12 protein-coding genes and 1 tRNA gene are annotated in these 15,483 nt (G+C 38.5%); 6 read left to right on the plus strand and 7 right to left on the minus strand.

Annotated features, from left to right (window positions below; genetic code table 11):
* Positions 1 to 106: 106 nt before the first annotated feature.
* The 3 genes from rpsA to aroA form a co-directional block, all read right to left on the minus strand.
* On the minus strand, positions 107 to 1,807 hold the full coding sequence (rpsA, locus tag BN338_RS04180; RefSeq protein ID WP_039759340.1) for a 30S ribosomal protein S1: 1,701 nt from the start codon (positions 1,805 to 1,807) through the stop codon (positions 107 to 109).
* Between the two features lie 128 nt (positions 1,808 to 1,935).
* Complete coding sequence (gene cmk, locus BN338_RS04185; RefSeq protein WP_039759342.1) at positions 1,936 to 2,583, minus strand: (d)CMP kinase; 648 nt, start codon at positions 2,581 to 2,583, stop codon at positions 1,936 to 1,938.
* Entirely contained in the window at positions 2,580 to 3,908 is a 1,329-nt protein-coding gene (gene aroA / locus BN338_RS04190) for a 3-phosphoshikimate 1-carboxyvinyltransferase (protein WP_039759343.1), read from the minus strand. Before aroA ends, cmk begins: the two co-directional genes overlap by 4 nt.
* 186 nt (positions 3,909 to 4,094) lie before the next feature.
* On the opposite strand from aroA, the gene BN338_RS04195 reads away from it, so the two are divergent.
* Positions 4,095 to 4,475, plus strand: coding sequence for a TIGR02300 family protein (locus BN338_RS04195; RefSeq protein WP_039759345.1), 381 nt, complete (start codon positions 4,095 to 4,097; stop codon positions 4,473 to 4,475).
* Positions 4,476 to 4,592: 117 nt separating this feature from the next.
* A tRNA-Ala gene (locus BN338_RS04200) sits at positions 4,593 to 4,668 on the plus strand.
* A 1,278-nt stretch (positions 4,669 to 5,946) separates the two neighbouring features.
* On the opposite strand, the gene BN338_RS04205 is transcribed toward BN338_RS04200, so the two are convergent.
* Together BN338_RS04205 and BN338_RS04210 are read right to left on the minus strand one after the other, a co-directional pair.
* Positions 5,947 to 6,534 carry a transglycosylase SLT domain-containing protein gene (locus BN338_RS04205; protein WP_039759346.1) on the minus strand — a complete coding sequence of 196 codons (588 nt, stop codon included), beginning with the start codon at positions 6,532 to 6,534 and terminating at the stop codon, positions 5,947 to 5,949.
* Between the two features lie 113 nt (positions 6,535 to 6,647).
* Positions 6,648 to 7,829: a DNA recombination protein RmuC gene (locus BN338_RS04210; protein WP_039759348.1), complete on the minus strand. Its 1,182-nt coding sequence runs from the start codon at positions 7,827 to 7,829 to the stop codon at positions 6,648 to 6,650.
* Positions 7,830 to 7,919: 90 nt separating this feature from the next.
* Between BN338_RS04210 and def the strand changes: the two genes are divergently transcribed.
* Genes def through truA form a run of 3 tightly spaced genes read left to right on the plus strand, consistent with a single transcriptional unit; the run spans position 7,920 to position 10,130 of the window.
* Positions 7,920 to 8,456: a peptide deformylase gene (gene def, locus BN338_RS04215; RefSeq protein WP_039759542.1), complete on the plus strand. Its 537-nt coding sequence runs from the start codon at positions 7,920 to 7,922 to the stop codon at positions 8,454 to 8,456.
* On the plus strand, positions 8,456 to 9,385 hold the full coding sequence (gene fmt, locus BN338_RS04220) for a methionyl-tRNA formyltransferase (protein WP_039759350.1): 930 nt from the start codon (positions 8,456 to 8,458) through the stop codon (positions 9,383 to 9,385). The genes def and fmt overlap by 1 nt, the downstream gene beginning before the upstream one ends.
* A gap of 1 nt (position 9,386) precedes the next feature.
* Entirely contained in the window at positions 9,387 to 10,130 is a 744-nt protein-coding gene (gene truA / locus BN338_RS04225; RefSeq protein WP_039759351.1) for a tRNA pseudouridine(38-40) synthase TruA, read from the plus strand.
* Between the two features lie 32 nt (positions 10,131 to 10,162).
* Here truA and BN338_RS04230 read toward each other — a convergent pair whose 3' ends face one another.
* Positions 10,163 to 11,026 carry an LOG family protein gene (locus BN338_RS04230; protein ID WP_039759353.1) on the minus strand — a complete coding sequence of 288 codons (864 nt, stop codon included), beginning with the start codon at positions 11,024 to 11,026 and terminating at the stop codon, positions 10,163 to 10,165.
* Positions 11,027 to 11,132: 106 nt separating this feature from the next.
* On the opposite strand from BN338_RS04230, the gene dapD reads away from it, so the two are divergent.
* On the plus strand, positions 11,133 to 11,981 hold the full coding sequence (dapD, locus tag BN338_RS04235; RefSeq protein ID WP_039759354.1) for a 2,3,4,5-tetrahydropyridine-2,6-dicarboxylate N-succinyltransferase: 849 nt from the start codon (positions 11,133 to 11,135) through the stop codon (positions 11,979 to 11,981).
* Between the two features lie 575 nt (positions 11,982 to 12,556).
* On the opposite strand, the gene lepA is transcribed toward dapD, so the two are convergent.
* Positions 12,557 to 14,362 carry a translation elongation factor 4 gene (lepA, locus tag BN338_RS04240; RefSeq protein WP_039759545.1) on the minus strand — a complete coding sequence of 602 codons (1,806 nt, stop codon included), beginning with the start codon at positions 14,360 to 14,362 and terminating at the stop codon, positions 12,557 to 12,559.
* Positions 14,363 to 15,483: the final 1,121 nt, after the last annotated feature.

Raw genomic sequence — 15,483 nt, forward strand, 5'->3', positions numbered from 1 at the left:
TTTAATGCAATCATTAAAAAATAAGTAGAGAATTTCTTTAGAAAATAAAAAGGTCACTCCTAAAATGAGTGACCTTAATAACACCATTAATTTTAATGATTGATGATTAGTCTTGTTCTTGTTTTTTTAAAGCTGCACCAAGAATATCGCCAAGAGAAGCCCCTGAATCTCTGGAACCATATTGAGCAACAGCTTCTTTTTCCTCTGCAATTTCTAATGCTTTGATTGATACTGAAATTTTACGTGTTTTTTTATCAAATGCTGTGATGCGTGCATCAACCTTTTGCCCAATTGCAAAACGCTCAGGTCGTTGTTCATCACGATCACGGGCAAGATCAGCACGGCGAATGGTTGTCTCAAGGTTGTGGTCAATCAATTTCACATTAATGTCATTGTCGTTAACAGCAACCACTTCACAAGTTACAACAGCACCTTTTCGCAATTCGCCAGAAGCAGCCGCTTCTCCAACTTTATCACTAGAAAGCTGCTTAATTCCAAGAGAGATACGCTCTTTTTCAATGTCAACATCAAGGACCACAGCTTTAACGATGTCGCCTTTATTGTAAGTATCAATGACTTGTTCACCTGGACGGTTCCAATCAAGATCAGAGAGATGAACCATACCATCAACATCGCCTTCAAGCCCAATAAATAAACCAAATTCTGTTTTATTTTTAACCTCTCCCTCAATTTGTGAATTGACAGGAAATTTATTGGCAAAAGCTTCCCATGGATTTTCAAATGTTTGCTTTAAACCAAGAGAAATACGCCGTTTAGAAGGATCAATTTCAAGAACAACCACTTCTACTTCTTGTGATGTAGATAAAATCTTTCCAGGGTGAACATTTTTCTTTGTCCAGCTCATTTCAGAAACATGGATCAACCCTTCAATTCCTGGTTCAATTTCAACAAAACCACCGTAATCCGTAATGTTGGTAACAGCACCCGTAATTCTTTTACCGATTGGATACCGGACACTGATGCTTTCCCAAGGATCACTTTCAAGCTGTTTCATGCCAAGAGAAATACGGTGTGTATCTTGATTGATGCGAATAATCTGAACTTTAATCGTTTGACCAATTGTCAGCACTTCAGATGGGTGGTTAACACGCCGCCATGCCATATCTGTAACGTGTAAGAGACCATCAATCCCACCAAGATCAACAAACGCACCATAATCTGTAATATTTTTCACCACACCTTCAACGATTTGGTTTTCTTCAAGATTTTGTACAATTTCTGAACGTTGCTCAGCGCGACTTTCTTCTAAGACAGTACGACGTGAAACAACAATATTGCCACGACGACGATCCATCTTCAAAATTTCAAAGGATTGTGAATTATGCATGAGAGGCGAAACATCACGAATAGGACGAATATCAACTTGGCTACGCGGCAAAAAAGCAACAGCACCATCAAGATCGACTGTAAAGCCACCTTTTACTTGGCTAAAAATAACGCCCTCAACGCGCGCACCTGCATTGAATTTTTCCTCTAAACGGACCCAACTTTCTTCGCGCCGTGCTTTTTCACGCGATAAAACAGCTTCACCCATGGCATTTTCAATGCGTTCAATATAAACCTCAACTTCATCGCCAACTTGCAAAGAACCATCTTTTGCTTTCGCTCCAAATTCTTTGAGAGGAATACGTCCTTCAACTTTAAGTCCAGCATCAATAATGGCCATGTCTTTTTCGATTGCAATAACACGACCTTTAACAACAGATCCTTCATTAAGATCATTGGTTTGAAAAGATTCTGTTAAAAGGGCTTCAAAATCCGCTGTTGTGGGATTGTATTGTGACATAAGAACTCCTAAAATATACCTTGTATAAGGTATGAGCGCTAGGTTAGTGTTAACATTGGCAACTCCTTAGCCTTTTCCTTGAATAAAGGAAAAATGTTAGCGCTAGGCTGGAAGCTACCTTAACGAGTTTATCTAATTATATGTATTTTTATGATTGGATCAATAAAACTACATGCAATTGCACATGTTGCTTCTATACTCAATTCTGACGTATCAAGCAAGTGGGCGTTTTTTGCTGGTTTTAGGGGACTTTGTTTGCGCGTTATATCGCGACTGTCTCGCTGTTCAAGTTGAGAAAGGATTTTATAATAATTTGCTTGTCCTCCCTTTTTTAAAATCTCTTGGTAGCGACGTTTAGCACGTGTTTGAACGTTAGCTAGAACATAGAACTTGATATCAGCATCAGGACAAACGACAGTGCCAATATCTCGCCCATCGAGCACGCTTCCAGGTAAAGTTTTAGCAAAATTACGTTGTTTTTCGACAAGAATTTTGCGCACAGCAGGCTTAAGCGCTATTTTCGAAGCCGCTTCGCCAAGTTCATGAGAAGAGAGGAGAATAGGATTTAAGCTATTAAAATCAAGTTCTTTAGCATAAGTGATAGCACTTTTTTCATCATCAAGAGCTAATTTTTTTTGTAAAAGCGCATGAGCAACACCACGATAAGTAAGCCCCGTATCCAGATGATGAAGATGATAATGTGCGGCAATTTTGCGTGCTAAGGTTCCTTTACCTGAAGCGGCAGGTCCATCAATGGCAATAACAAAAGGCTTCAAGCGATTTTTCCCCCAAGTTGTTTTATAAAAGGAATAAATTCTGGAAAGCTCGTAGCGATCATGCGTTGATCATCAATGGTAACAGGCTTTTCTGATACAAGCCCAAAGATGAGAAAACACATCGCAATTCGATGATCAAGATGTGTGGAAACATGCCCACCACCTAAACCTTTGGCGGAACCTTTCCCATAAACAACAAGAAAATCTTGACCTTCTTCACAGTCTACGCAATTAATTTTTAAGCCTTGAGCAACAGCAGACAGTCGATCTGATTCTTTAACACGCAATTCTTCAATTCCTAGCATAACTGTTTTACCTTCCGCAAAGGAAGCTGCTACTGCCAAAGCAGGATATTCATCAATCATCGATGGGACGCGTTCTTTAGGCACAGTAACTCCTTTAAGAACCGATGATTTTATCCGTAGATCGGCAACATCTTCTCCACCTGTTTGGCGTTGGTTCAAAAATTCAATTTGAGCGCCCATTTCCCACAATGTTTCGATAAGCCCTATTCGAGAGTTATTGATCAGAACATTTTCAATGGTGATATCAGAGTCTTCTACAAGAAGGGCTGCGATAATTGGAAAAGCAGCAGAAGAAGGATCACCGGGAATATGAATCGTTTGTCCCGTAAGATGGGGGTGACCATTAAGATGAATCAAACGCGCACCTTCTTTATCTCTTTCTATGTCAAGTTTAGCACCAAATGCTTTTAACATTTTTTCCGTATGATCGCGTGTGAGAACCGGTTCAATAACTGTTGTAATGCCAGCGGTATTGAGTCCAGCAAGGAGAACCGCTGATTTAACTTGAGAGGAAGCTATTGGAACACGGTAGCGAATCGGATTAGCCATTTTGGGACCATGCAGCGTTAAAGGAAGATAATCACCGTTTGTTGCCTCAATTTCCACTCCCATAAGACGCAGTGGATCGAGGATACGTCCCATAGGACGTTTAGAGAGAGAAGCATCACCCATAAAAGTTGTTTTCATATGATAGGGACCAACCATTCCCATAACCAAACGAACACCTGTTCCAGCATTTCCAAAGTCTAAAGGTTGTTGTGCAGCTAAGAGGCAACCATTCCCTGTTCCTCGTATGATCCAGAAGTCATCTTTCTTAATTATCCAAGCGCCCATAGCTTGCATAGCAGAAGCTGTATTGAGTACATCAGCGCTTTCAAGCAATCCGTGGATACATGTTTCACCATTTGCTAACCCTCCCAATATAAGAGAGCGATGGGAGATTGATTTATCTCCTGGTATTCGAATTTTTCCAGAGAGACTACTCGATTTATAGGCAGTTATAGGGATTGCTTTTTGCATGGAAATTCTATTTAATTCTATCTAACTTTTATGAAATTACGTATCCTTTAACATATGCTTTAAAAAACGTCATGAAAAAATCTACATGGAACAGTGTATTTATCTTTGACAAAGGTATCATTTTTCGATTAAGCACCATAAAATTTATCTTTTAATGGAATGTAGTTAATCAAAGAGGCACGGTTTATGGCAAAACAAGAACTTGGAACGAAACGTGTTGATCCAGAAACAGGAAAAAAATTTTACGATCTAAATCGCGATCCTATTGTGTCACCTTATACAGGAATTTCTTATCCGCGTTCTTATTTTGAGGTTGCGGCAGCTGAAGCAAATAATGAAGAAGAAGTAGATACTGAAGAGCTTGATGCAGCACTTGAAAAGTCTGCTTTTATGCTTCTTGAAGAGGATGATGACGGTTCTAAAGATGATGATCTTCCCGATTTGGAAGATGGTGTTGTCGATCTCGGTGATGACGATGATACATTTTTATCTCACGATGATGACGATGAGGAGGATGATGTTACCGATATTCTTGGAGGCGGCGTTTCTAATGATGACGATGCTTAAAAGAAGCAAAAGAGAGCATCTTTTCCGTTAAATGTAGATTTTTCTTGATCTTCAATTTTTCTCGTTTTAGAAAAGTCGAAATTGTGGATGTCCTTTTAGGAAAAATTTGTTTTTATAGGGGCTATAGCTCAGCTGGGAGAGCGCTTGCATGGCATGCAAGAGGTCAGCGGTTCGATCCCGCTTAGCTCCACCAAAAGCACTTGTCATACTATCAAGAGGAATCAATCTGAAAAGTTGATGTGCTTTGCAATCTTTAGTCTAACAGCGGGCTGTTTGTATTTCAACGCTATCATAATAGTGCACTTTTAATTGTTTGTTGGATTGTAAAATTTTACTTTCATGACAATGAAAAATAGGCTGTTTAATATAAGCCTTTCTTTAAAGGACAAAATTTCAATTTCCCTCTGCTATGATATTTCCGCAAAATCATAATATATTCATTATGGATATCTTTTAAAAGGTGTAAACTACTTCAATAAAGACTCGAGAACAGGATATATTTTTCAATTATTGCGAATCAGAACTTTTTTGGGGTGTTTTTTAACCTTATCAAATGTCCACTCATTTTAAAAAATTATCCCTCTTGATCAGCCTTCGCTAACTCATTCCTAAGGTATGTTAACATATAAAGAACATATTGATTCGTCATGATAAATTATCTACTCTATAAATAATAATTCTAAACAGTGTAAGCTTCTCTTATCATAACCCCGCATATATTGAATCAGTTAAAATCGTTTTCTTGGCACATTATGAGCAAAGTTGAGGTATAGGAGAAAAGCAACGCTATCATAACATTGGAAGCTGGCGTGTTGTTTCATAAGCGCTAAAGACAAATCTTGCCCTGAATATTCATTATATGTAAAGCTGTATATACCTTTCCTCCTAAACGATAGGGCTGTACAACAAGATAACTTTTTTCAATTATAATGGACAGAAATGCTTCATTTCATACAATGCGCAAGATACTTAATCTTTTAGAGGGCTTTCATTATCCCTTTATACAAGGCAGCATTTTATGATCGTTTAATACATGTCTCGTTTTTTATATCGAATATTTTACCCTTTTTATGATGCTGAAATTGCATTTGTTTTAATTGCTATTTTATACGCTTCCTAAATAAATATTCATGTTATAATCAGCCAATAATGCGCATAATGAAAATTGACATTATATTTTAAAATTTCCTTTCAATAATCTCTGATATTTCGTCTAGGGTTAAATGCCAGCACTAAATGGATGATGGTGTTCATTATAAATTTTTTGAACAAAGAGGGACAAAAATATCGAGAGTATCTTTCAAATATATTGTGTAGTGCAAAAGCTTCTACTGCTTAAGTTTATTCTAAAAAATAACAATTTATCCATTCAACAATCGAAAAAATGACACTGTCTTATCATGCCATAAGAAATTTTGCTTTCAATAATTTTACCCCATCAACTCTCTCATTGAGATTTTGAGAACCTTTGCTAATGCCATCCACATCTCTTTAATTGCTGTTCATAGAGCCTCGATATCCCTGCCATGCGCTGTGCTGCCTGTGATAGCGCAGCACTGACATATCCGCTACTACGCGCATAAGCACCATGCCCCATGTGATAATTTAAATAAAGGCTATATGCATCATCAAACCTCACCCCATTGCGTTGAACACTTTGGCGATGGTACCAAGCAACAAAATCAGCAGCATCTGCGAAATTCGTACGCCATGCAAAAGACTTTCCTGTAGAGCGAAGATACATTGCCCATGTACCGTCAAGCGCTTGAGCATAACCATAAGCGGTCGATCGGCGCTTCCATGGAATAAAACCAAGTAGTTTTTTGCGTGGAGGACGTGCATTGTGACGAAAGCTCGATTCCATCTTAATAGTTGCAAGAATAATCGGCATAGGAATTCCATAGCGCATTTCCGCTCTTTGAGACGCCTTACCCCAATTATCAAAAAAACCATTTTTTTGTGCTAAAATAGCGCAAGCATTGTTTGTGTGGACGGGAGTGGTTGTTGCACACCCCCCTAGCAGAAACACCAGTACCCCTAAAAACAAAAGGTGCCGCATCTTCCCTATTCCTCTCGTTTAAGAAATAAAACAAGATAGAAATACTAAAAAATTATTACCAATCAATAAAGAACACAATCCTAACTTGTGATCATTCAGAAGCTTGCTTTATTTTATTCTTCATCAACCAAACGCAATATTTGCGACTGAGCCGATGTTGTCATTTTTTGTGGTTCAGAATAATTTTCTTTTAATTCGACTGTTTCAATGCGATTTGCTCGTTTCATAATTTTGGAGGACGATATTAAAATTCCCTCTATATCTTCACCTGCTTTGTTAAAATGCTTCTGTAATGCGCGAACACGCGCATCCATTCGTCCAAAGTCTTCCATCAATTTCGCTACTTCTGATTGAATTAAATGCGCTTGTTCGCGCATCCGTGCATCTTTCATAATGGTTTGTACAACTTGGACAGAGAGCATCAACAAAGACGGTGACACAATAATGACATGGGCTCTATTGGCTTTTTGTACCAATGGCTCAAAATCCTCATAAATTGTTGCAAAAATTGATTCCGATGGCACAAAAAGAAAAGCGGTGTCATGGGTTTCTCCAGGAATCAAATATTTTTGCGCAATATCACGAATATGGACGTCCATATCGGTACGAAATTGTCGTTCTGCCTCTTGACGCTCTTGCGCTGCTGCCGCTTTACGCATTGCATTCCAAGCCTCCAGAGGAAATTTAGCATCAACAACAAGAGAAGGAGCTTTATTGGGCATATGAATAAGACAATCTGGGCGCTTTCCATTGGAAAGAACAGCCTGAAAAGCATAGGCATTTGCTGGTAAGGCATCAGCAATAATTGCTTCCATCCGCCCCTGACCAAAGGTACCACGTGTCTGCTTATTGCTTAAAATAGATTGCAGTTGCACAACTTGTCCCGTAAGTGATTGAATATTATTCTGTGCCGCATCAATGACTGCTAAACGTTCTTGCAAGCGATTCAAATTTTCATAAGTGGATTTAGTCTGTACCTGAAGTGTTTGACCTATATTGACTGTCATGCCATTGAGTTGCTCACTGAGTGACTTATTCAACTCAGCCTGTCTTTGACCAAAAATTTCAGCCATCGTTTGCATGCGCCCTTGCATTTCAGCTTGTGTCTTCAGTAAAGTAGCCATCTGCATTTGTGTCTCACGCGCGCGTTCAGCAATTTCATTTTCCAAAAGTGCTTTTTTTCGATGAGAATGTACCAGCATAAAAAATGCCAAACAGACGAGGATAAACAAAAGCAAAAGCATTAGTTTGGAAAAAAGCTCACTAGCCAGTATAGAAAAAAACGAATCAAACATAAACAGTAATATAACGCTCTTATCGTAAAAAAACGCAAGAATCCGTTTTCAATATTGACCAATAACAAACCATTGATTAATCTCTTTGTTATGCCAATAAGATCTTTAGTTACTTTACCTGATCCGATTTTACGGGAAATATCCAAACCTGTTGAGCAGGTCGATACAGCTCTCCAAAAACTCGCGGATGATATGTTGGAAACCATGTATAATGCTAAAGGCATTGGTCTTGCTGCTATTCAAATTGGTATACCACTACGTATGTTGGTTATAGATGTCTCTGGAAATTCTGAAGATGAGCAGAAAAAACCACTTGTTATTATCAACCCTGAGATTTTATGGCTTTCAGATGAACGCAATGTTTGCAAAGAAGGTTGTCTTTCTATCCCTGACTATTTTGCAGAAGTTGAACGCCCTAAACGTCTGCGCGCGCGCTATCAAGATCGTGAAGGAAAACAAAAAGAAATTGAAGCAGATGATCTGTTGGCAACTTGTTTGCAGCATGAAATTGATCATTTAGATGGTCGCCTGTTTATTGATTACATTTCAAAGATCAAACGCGATATGGTGATACGAAAATTTAAAAAACGTGCAAAAGAAAAAAACAGGCAGGAAGCAGTTTTATAATGGCATTACGATTAAGTTTTATGGGAACACCAGATTTTTCTGTTCCTATTTTGCATGCTTTATTGAATGCGGGTCATGATATTGTCGCCGTTTATAGCCAACCTCCTCGTCCAGCTGGACGTCGTGGTCTTAAACTTATTCCCTCACCCGTGCAAAATGCAGCAGAAGAAAAATCTATTCCTGTATTCACACCCCAAACACTCAAAACAGCCGAACAGCAAGACCTATTTGCAGCCCTTTCTGTTGATGCGGCTATTGTGGTTGCCTATGGCCTTCTCTTACCGAAAGCTATTCTTGAAACACCGCGTTTTGGTTGTTTTAATGCCCATGCTTCGCTTTTACCACGGTGGCGTGGTGCAGCTCCTATTCAGCGTGCAATTATGGCTGGTGATAAGGAAACTGGGATAATGATCATGAAAATGGATAAAGGACTTGATACGGGGCCTATCGCTTTTTCCCGTTCCATCCTCATTCCTGATAACACCACCAGTGCTGAGCTTTCAAATAAACTTTCAAATATAGCCGCAGAACTTATGATAGAAACTCTATCAAATCTTGAAAAAGGCCAACTTAAACTGACCCCTCAATCAGAAGTAGGCATCACCTATGCTGCTAAAATCAAAAAGGAAGAAACCCGCATTGATTGGACAAAACCTGCTGAATTTATTCATCGATATATCTGTGCGCTCTCTCCCTTTCCTGGCTGCTGGTGCCACATGAATATCACTGGGCAAGAAGAACGCGTAAAAATTCTTGGAAGTCGTTTAATAACAGGACCTTCTCTTGAAATTGGTCGTATAGAACCAAATTCTTTGATTATCCATTGCGGACAGGGACGAATAGAAATAACCTCTCTCCAAAGGTCTGGCGGTAAAATTCTTGATAGCGCAACCTTTTTGCGAGGCGCTCACATTTCTGCTGTTTTTTAAAATGCCACGTTTTAAACTCACTCTTGAATATGATGGATCAAATTACGCTGGCTGGCAACGTCAAGCAGAACTGCACACGATACAGGGAGCTCTTGAACAGGCGATTTTTTGCTTCAGTGGACAGCAATTGACCATAACAACAGCAGGACGAACAGATGCAGGGGTGCATGCTACAGGACAAGTTGTTCATGTTGATTTTGAAAAAAATTGGCTCTCCCGTACTGTCCGTGATGCGCTCAATGCTCTTTTACGTAAGAAGGGAGAAGCGATTTCAATCTTAAATGTAGAAAATGTTCCTGATGACTTTGATGCACGATTTTCTGCTGTAAAGCGCCATTATCTTTTCAAAATCCTCAATCGTCGCTCTCCACCAGCTTTAAATGCTAAACGCGTATGGTGGATACCAAAGCCTCTTAATGCGCAAGCTATGCATGAAGCTGCGCAAAAGCTTATCGGACAACATGATTTTACAACTTTCCGTTCAGCACATTGCCAAGCCAAAAGCCCTATTCGTACCCTTGAATGCCTCGATATTCAAAGAGAAGAAGAGGAAATCCTCCTTTATGCGCAAGCCCGCTCTTTTCTTCATCATCAAATCCGTTCATTCGCAGGAAGCCTTATGGAAGTGGGTATTGGACGTTGGACAGCTCAAGATCTTGAAGCAGCTCTTCATGCTAAAGATCGTAAACGTTGTGGCGTTGTGGCACCCCCTTCAGGACTTTATTTGACTAAGGTAGAATATTAACTGTTTCAAAAAAATGACTTTTTCAAAAGCAATTAAGGCAATTTATAAAAAGAACGAATCTCTTCAAAAGCTTCTGCTGCTGTATTAACAAATTTCACAAAATTAACATCACTAGGAGAGATTGTACCTTGCGAAGCTAAATATTCAAAATTGATAGCATTGCTCCAAAATTCTTTGCCAAACAATAAAATTGGTATCCGTTTCATACGCCTCGTCTGTATTAAAGTTAACGTCTCAAACAGTTCATCTAGAGTCCCAAATCCTCCAGGAAAAATAGCTAATGCTTTCGCTCGTATTAAAAAATGCATTTTTCGCATCCCCAAATAGTGGAAATTGAAACACAGATGCGGTGACACATAAGGATTAGGCTCTTGCTCATGGGGTAAAATAATATTCAAGCCAATTGTTGGAGCACCAACATCACAAGCACCACGATTTCCCGCCTCCATGATCCCTGGTCCGCCCCCTGTAACAACCACAAATTCACGATATTCTGTCGTAGCAGAATAGAGTGAGCACAAACGTGCAAACTCTCTTGCTTCATCGTAATAATGTGACATAGCACGCAAGTTTTTCTTTTGTGTTTCATTTTTTGCAGCCCACGCTACTTGCCCTGGTTCGGGAATACGTGCACCACCAAACAAAACAACTGTTGATTGAATATTATATTCTTTAAGTGTTATTTCCGGCTTTAAAAATTCAAGACCAATACGTTGTGAGCGCAACTCTGGACGCATCATAAAGTCTTGATCGATATAGGCTAGACGATAAGTAGATGAACGCATTTGTGCTGAATTAGAGACTTTATGGATCTGTTGTAGAGCCTCCTTTGTATGAAGAAGCGGTGTCCAATTTTCTTGTTCTTTTTTTATTTTTTCTTTACAGCCTTTTTTCATACACATGTCCTACTTTCTTATCTCTTTATTGACTGAAAACATTTCTTCGCGTAGGTCATAGAGAATAAATCTTGAAGCTTTCAACTTGTTTAACGGAACTCTCATCATGACCTATCTCACGCAACTTGAAATCATCATCGAAAAAGCATTTGATGATCGCGATTCTATCAATACTACTACAAAAGGTGAAATCCGTGAGAGTGTCGAACACGCACTAAACCTTCTTGATAAAGGTGAGATTCGTGTTGCAGAACGACAAAAAAATGGACAATGGCATGTTCATCAATGGTTGAAAAAAGCTGTTTTACTCTCTTTTCGACTCAACCCAATGCAAATTATTGCTGGTGGAGTCAATGGAACACATTGGTGGGATAAAGTCCCTTCAAAATTTTCTGGTTGGCAAGAAGATGATTTTCAAAAAGCGGGGTTTCGTTCCGTCCCTGGAGCTATTGTACGCCATTCTGCCTATATTGCACCAAACGTCATACTCATGCCATCCTTTATCAATCTTGGTGCTTTTGTTGATGAGGGGACAATGGTTGATACATGGACAACCGTTGGTTCTTGCGCACAAATTGGTAAACATGTTCATCTTTCCGGTGGTGTTGGAATCGGAGGTGTTTTAGAACCACTGCAAGCAAATCCAACCATTATTGAAGATCATTGCTTTATTGGTGCACGCTCTGAAGTTGTTGAAGGCTGTATTATTCGTGAAGGAGCAGTCTTAGGAATGGGCGTTTTTATTGGAAAATCCACCAAGATTATTGATCGTACAACAGGAGAAATTTTTATCGGTGAAGTACCCGCCTATTCAGTTGTTGTGCCAGGATCTCTCCTTGGAAAACCACTCCCAAATGGTGAAGTAGGCCCAAATCTTTATTGTGCTGTTATCGTAAAACGCGTTGATCAAAAAACACGAGAGAAAACATCCATTAACGATCTTTTACGTGATTAGACACAATATCGATTTATAATAATCATTCCTTGTTTTTCAACTTGAATAACATTCTAAAATACAAGAGTTGTATCCTTTTAAATTCTTTCATATTGAATCAATTGCTCTCATGTCCTTGTGCATCACAAACACAGTCAGTGTATGAATAAGACACACCTTAATAAAAGAATAAAAATGTCTTGAATGAATTTTCTCAAACACCAAGAGCTATCATGATATTTTAAACGCACAAAGAATATGATGATAGCGCCCTGCATCTTTGCGACATATAAATATGGCAATGAATTTTATGTCATTTACAAAGGCTTTATCGTTATACTTTTTATGAACACCATTGTGCAATGAGGTCAGGTGTATTGAGAGATATTTATGTAAAATAAGTCCGCCAATACAATATATAATACAAATGTATTTTGTTTAAAGCATTCTGTTTTACGTAAGCAACACGACACAATGAAAAACACTATCCCCAAAAGTGTGAGTACTGCGCAATTTCCATTCAAAAGCACTCTTGAACAACGAAACCAATCAACAAAAGCAAAACACAATTAATGAAGGAAAATACTCTCTTTGCATTATTTATTCATTTTGAGCGCTTGAATAAAAGCAGACTGAGGAATTTCTACTTTCCCAAATTGACGCATTCGCTTTTTACCTTCTTTTTGCTTTTCCAAAAGTTTGCGTTTACGTGTTATATCGCCCCCGTAACATTTTGCTGTTACATCTTTACGCAAAGCACGAATCGTTTCGCGCGCTATAATTTTACCACCAATAGCTGCTTGAATCGGAATCTGAAACATATGCTGAGGAATAAGATCTTTCAGTTTTTCGCACATGGAACGCCCACGCTTTTCTGCAATCGTACGGTGCACAAGCATCGACAATGCATCAATAGGCTCTCCATTCACCAAAATAGACATTTTAACTAAATCGCCCTCTGCGTAATCGGTCATCTGATAATCAAAAGAAGCATAACCCTTTGAGATTGATTTTAGGCGATCATAAAAATCAAAAACGACTTCATTCAGCGGTAAATCATACGTTACCATAGCACGCGTTCCAACATAGGATAAACCAACCTGTATTCCCCGCCGCTCTTGGCATAATTCTAAAATTGATCCAAGATAATTATCAGGAGTCATGATTGTTGCACGGATCCATGGTTCTTCAATGGAAGAAATTTTAACCACGTCAGGCATATCTGCCGGATTGTGCAATTCTTTAACAGAACCATCATTCATATTCATGCGATAAACAACCGAAGGTGCCGTTGCAATTAAATCTAAATTAAACTCACGCTCTAACCGCTCTTGAATAATTTCAAGATGAAGAAGCCCTAAAAAACCACAGCGAAAACCAAATCCCAAAGCTGCTGATGTTTCCATTTCAAAGGAAAAACTCGCATCATTTAAGCGTAATTTGCCCATGGCTGCACGCAAATCATCAAAATCGGCAGCATCAATTGGAAAAAGTCCACAAAAAACAACCGGTTGCGCAGGCTTAAAACCAGGCAAAGCATTTTCACAAGGACGACGCTCTTCGGTAATCGTATCCCCAACCCGTGTATCTGCTACCTCTTTGATAGAAGCAGTGATAAAACCAATCTCGCCTGGTCCTAATTCATCGACCTGTACCATTTTAGGTGTAAACACACCAACGCGCTCAACGGGATATTTTGCCCCTGTACCCATCATACGAATGGTTTGACCTTTTTTTAAAATACCATCTATCACCCGTACCAAAACGATAACACCAAGATATGCATCATACCAGCTATCAACCAACATTGCTTTCAAGGGATTTGTAACATCGCCTGTACGTGGAGGTGGCAGTTGTGTAACGATTGCCTCCAAAACATTAGGAATTCCCAAACCTGTTTTTGCTGATATCTCCACAGCTTGAGATGTATCAATGCCTATTACATCTTCAATCTGTTCTTTAACACGTTCAGGTTCTGCTGCTGGAAGATCAACTTTATTGAGCAAAACAACCAATTCATGAGAATTATCAATGGCTTGATAAACATTTGCTAACGTCTGCGCCTCTACACCTTGGCTTGCATCCACCACCAACAGTGAGCCTTCACAAGCTGCCAATGAACGCGAAACTTCATAAGCAAAATCCACATGACCCGGTGTATCCATAAGATTTAAAATATAGGTCTCACCATTCTTTGCTTTATAGTGTAAACGTACTGTTTGTGCTTTAATCGTAATTCCACGTTCACGCTCAATATCCATGGAATCGAGCACTTGTTCCTTCATCTCACGCGTGTCAAGCCCCCCTGTCATCTGAATCAAACGATCAGCTAAAGTGGACTTGCCGTGATCAATATGCGCCACGATGGAAAAATTACGAATATAATTACGATCTATTGTCATATAAGGCGATTTAGCAAAGAATAATACAAAACGCAAAGACCAATTATGTCATGTCGAGAACCTTTCAAAAGAATATTAGCCAAAAGAGCTTCTCAAAACACAACTTTTCATAGCCTAAAAAATAAGGCTTTTGTTTACGCAATCAAATACCAAAGGAACTCTAATGATCTTTTTACATCTTATTTTATGACTCATAGACTGGATAAGCCAGCATCATCACACACTTTGCCAACCTCCAATGTTGCTACAATCTTAACAATTAAAAGAGTTTATAAGAAGATGCCTTTCTTGTATAGTTTTCACCGACATACACTGCCCGCTTGTGACGTACAAACAAGTGATATGAATTGATTTAACGTGAAAAAGATTTGAAATGAGAAAATTTTACAGTTTTCAGGGTTCTCATCCAAGGCGAATAATTCTATACTATAATTATAAATTAATGTGTTGTATGGATATATGGTAGACGCGTATATCATTTAAACTTTTGATAAAATTCGCAAAAAACGCTTTGTTTATTTTCAGGCAATAATCTGCTCTTTTAGCAATCTTCTATAAAATAAATGCATGTCAGGAGAATTAATTTTTTTTCATAACGTTTAAAACTTTAGAAATAGGCTTTATTGAGTAGAGTTTTTATGTACTTTTTATACAACTCCTTTCTTCTTCGACAAAAGATAAAAAACATAAACACTCTGCAATTTATTGGTTAATGCTTTGATTTATAATGATCGTTTCTCATTTTAAACCTTCTTATGAGTGAAACAATCAAATTTTTTCTCTTCTCTATTACAAACAAGGCTGGTGTGTGAATAAAAATTCTTCATCCTCTTTCAAATGCCAAAGGCTATCGTATAATATTGGGAACTGATAAAAAAATGCCGGTGCCTTTTATTTTAAATAAAATGGTGCTGCTCTGTGCGTTTTATATACTTCACACGGACCACCAATGAATATGACGTATATTGAGAAAAGTTTCTTTTTAAAAAGTGCAGCAATAGACAACATGATAGGAGACTGCTTTGGGCGTTCTATTTTACATGAAAAGCGTAATCCCTTGAAGAAATAACGTGCAGCAATATAAAATTCCCACTATAGGTATTCTCTTGAATGTTTTTTGA

It is taken from the genome of Bartonella queenslandensis AUST/NH15 (genome assembly GCF_000312585.1).
GTDB classification, from domain to species: domain Bacteria; phylum Pseudomonadota; class Alphaproteobacteria; order Rhizobiales; family Rhizobiaceae; genus Bartonella; species Bartonella queenslandensis_A.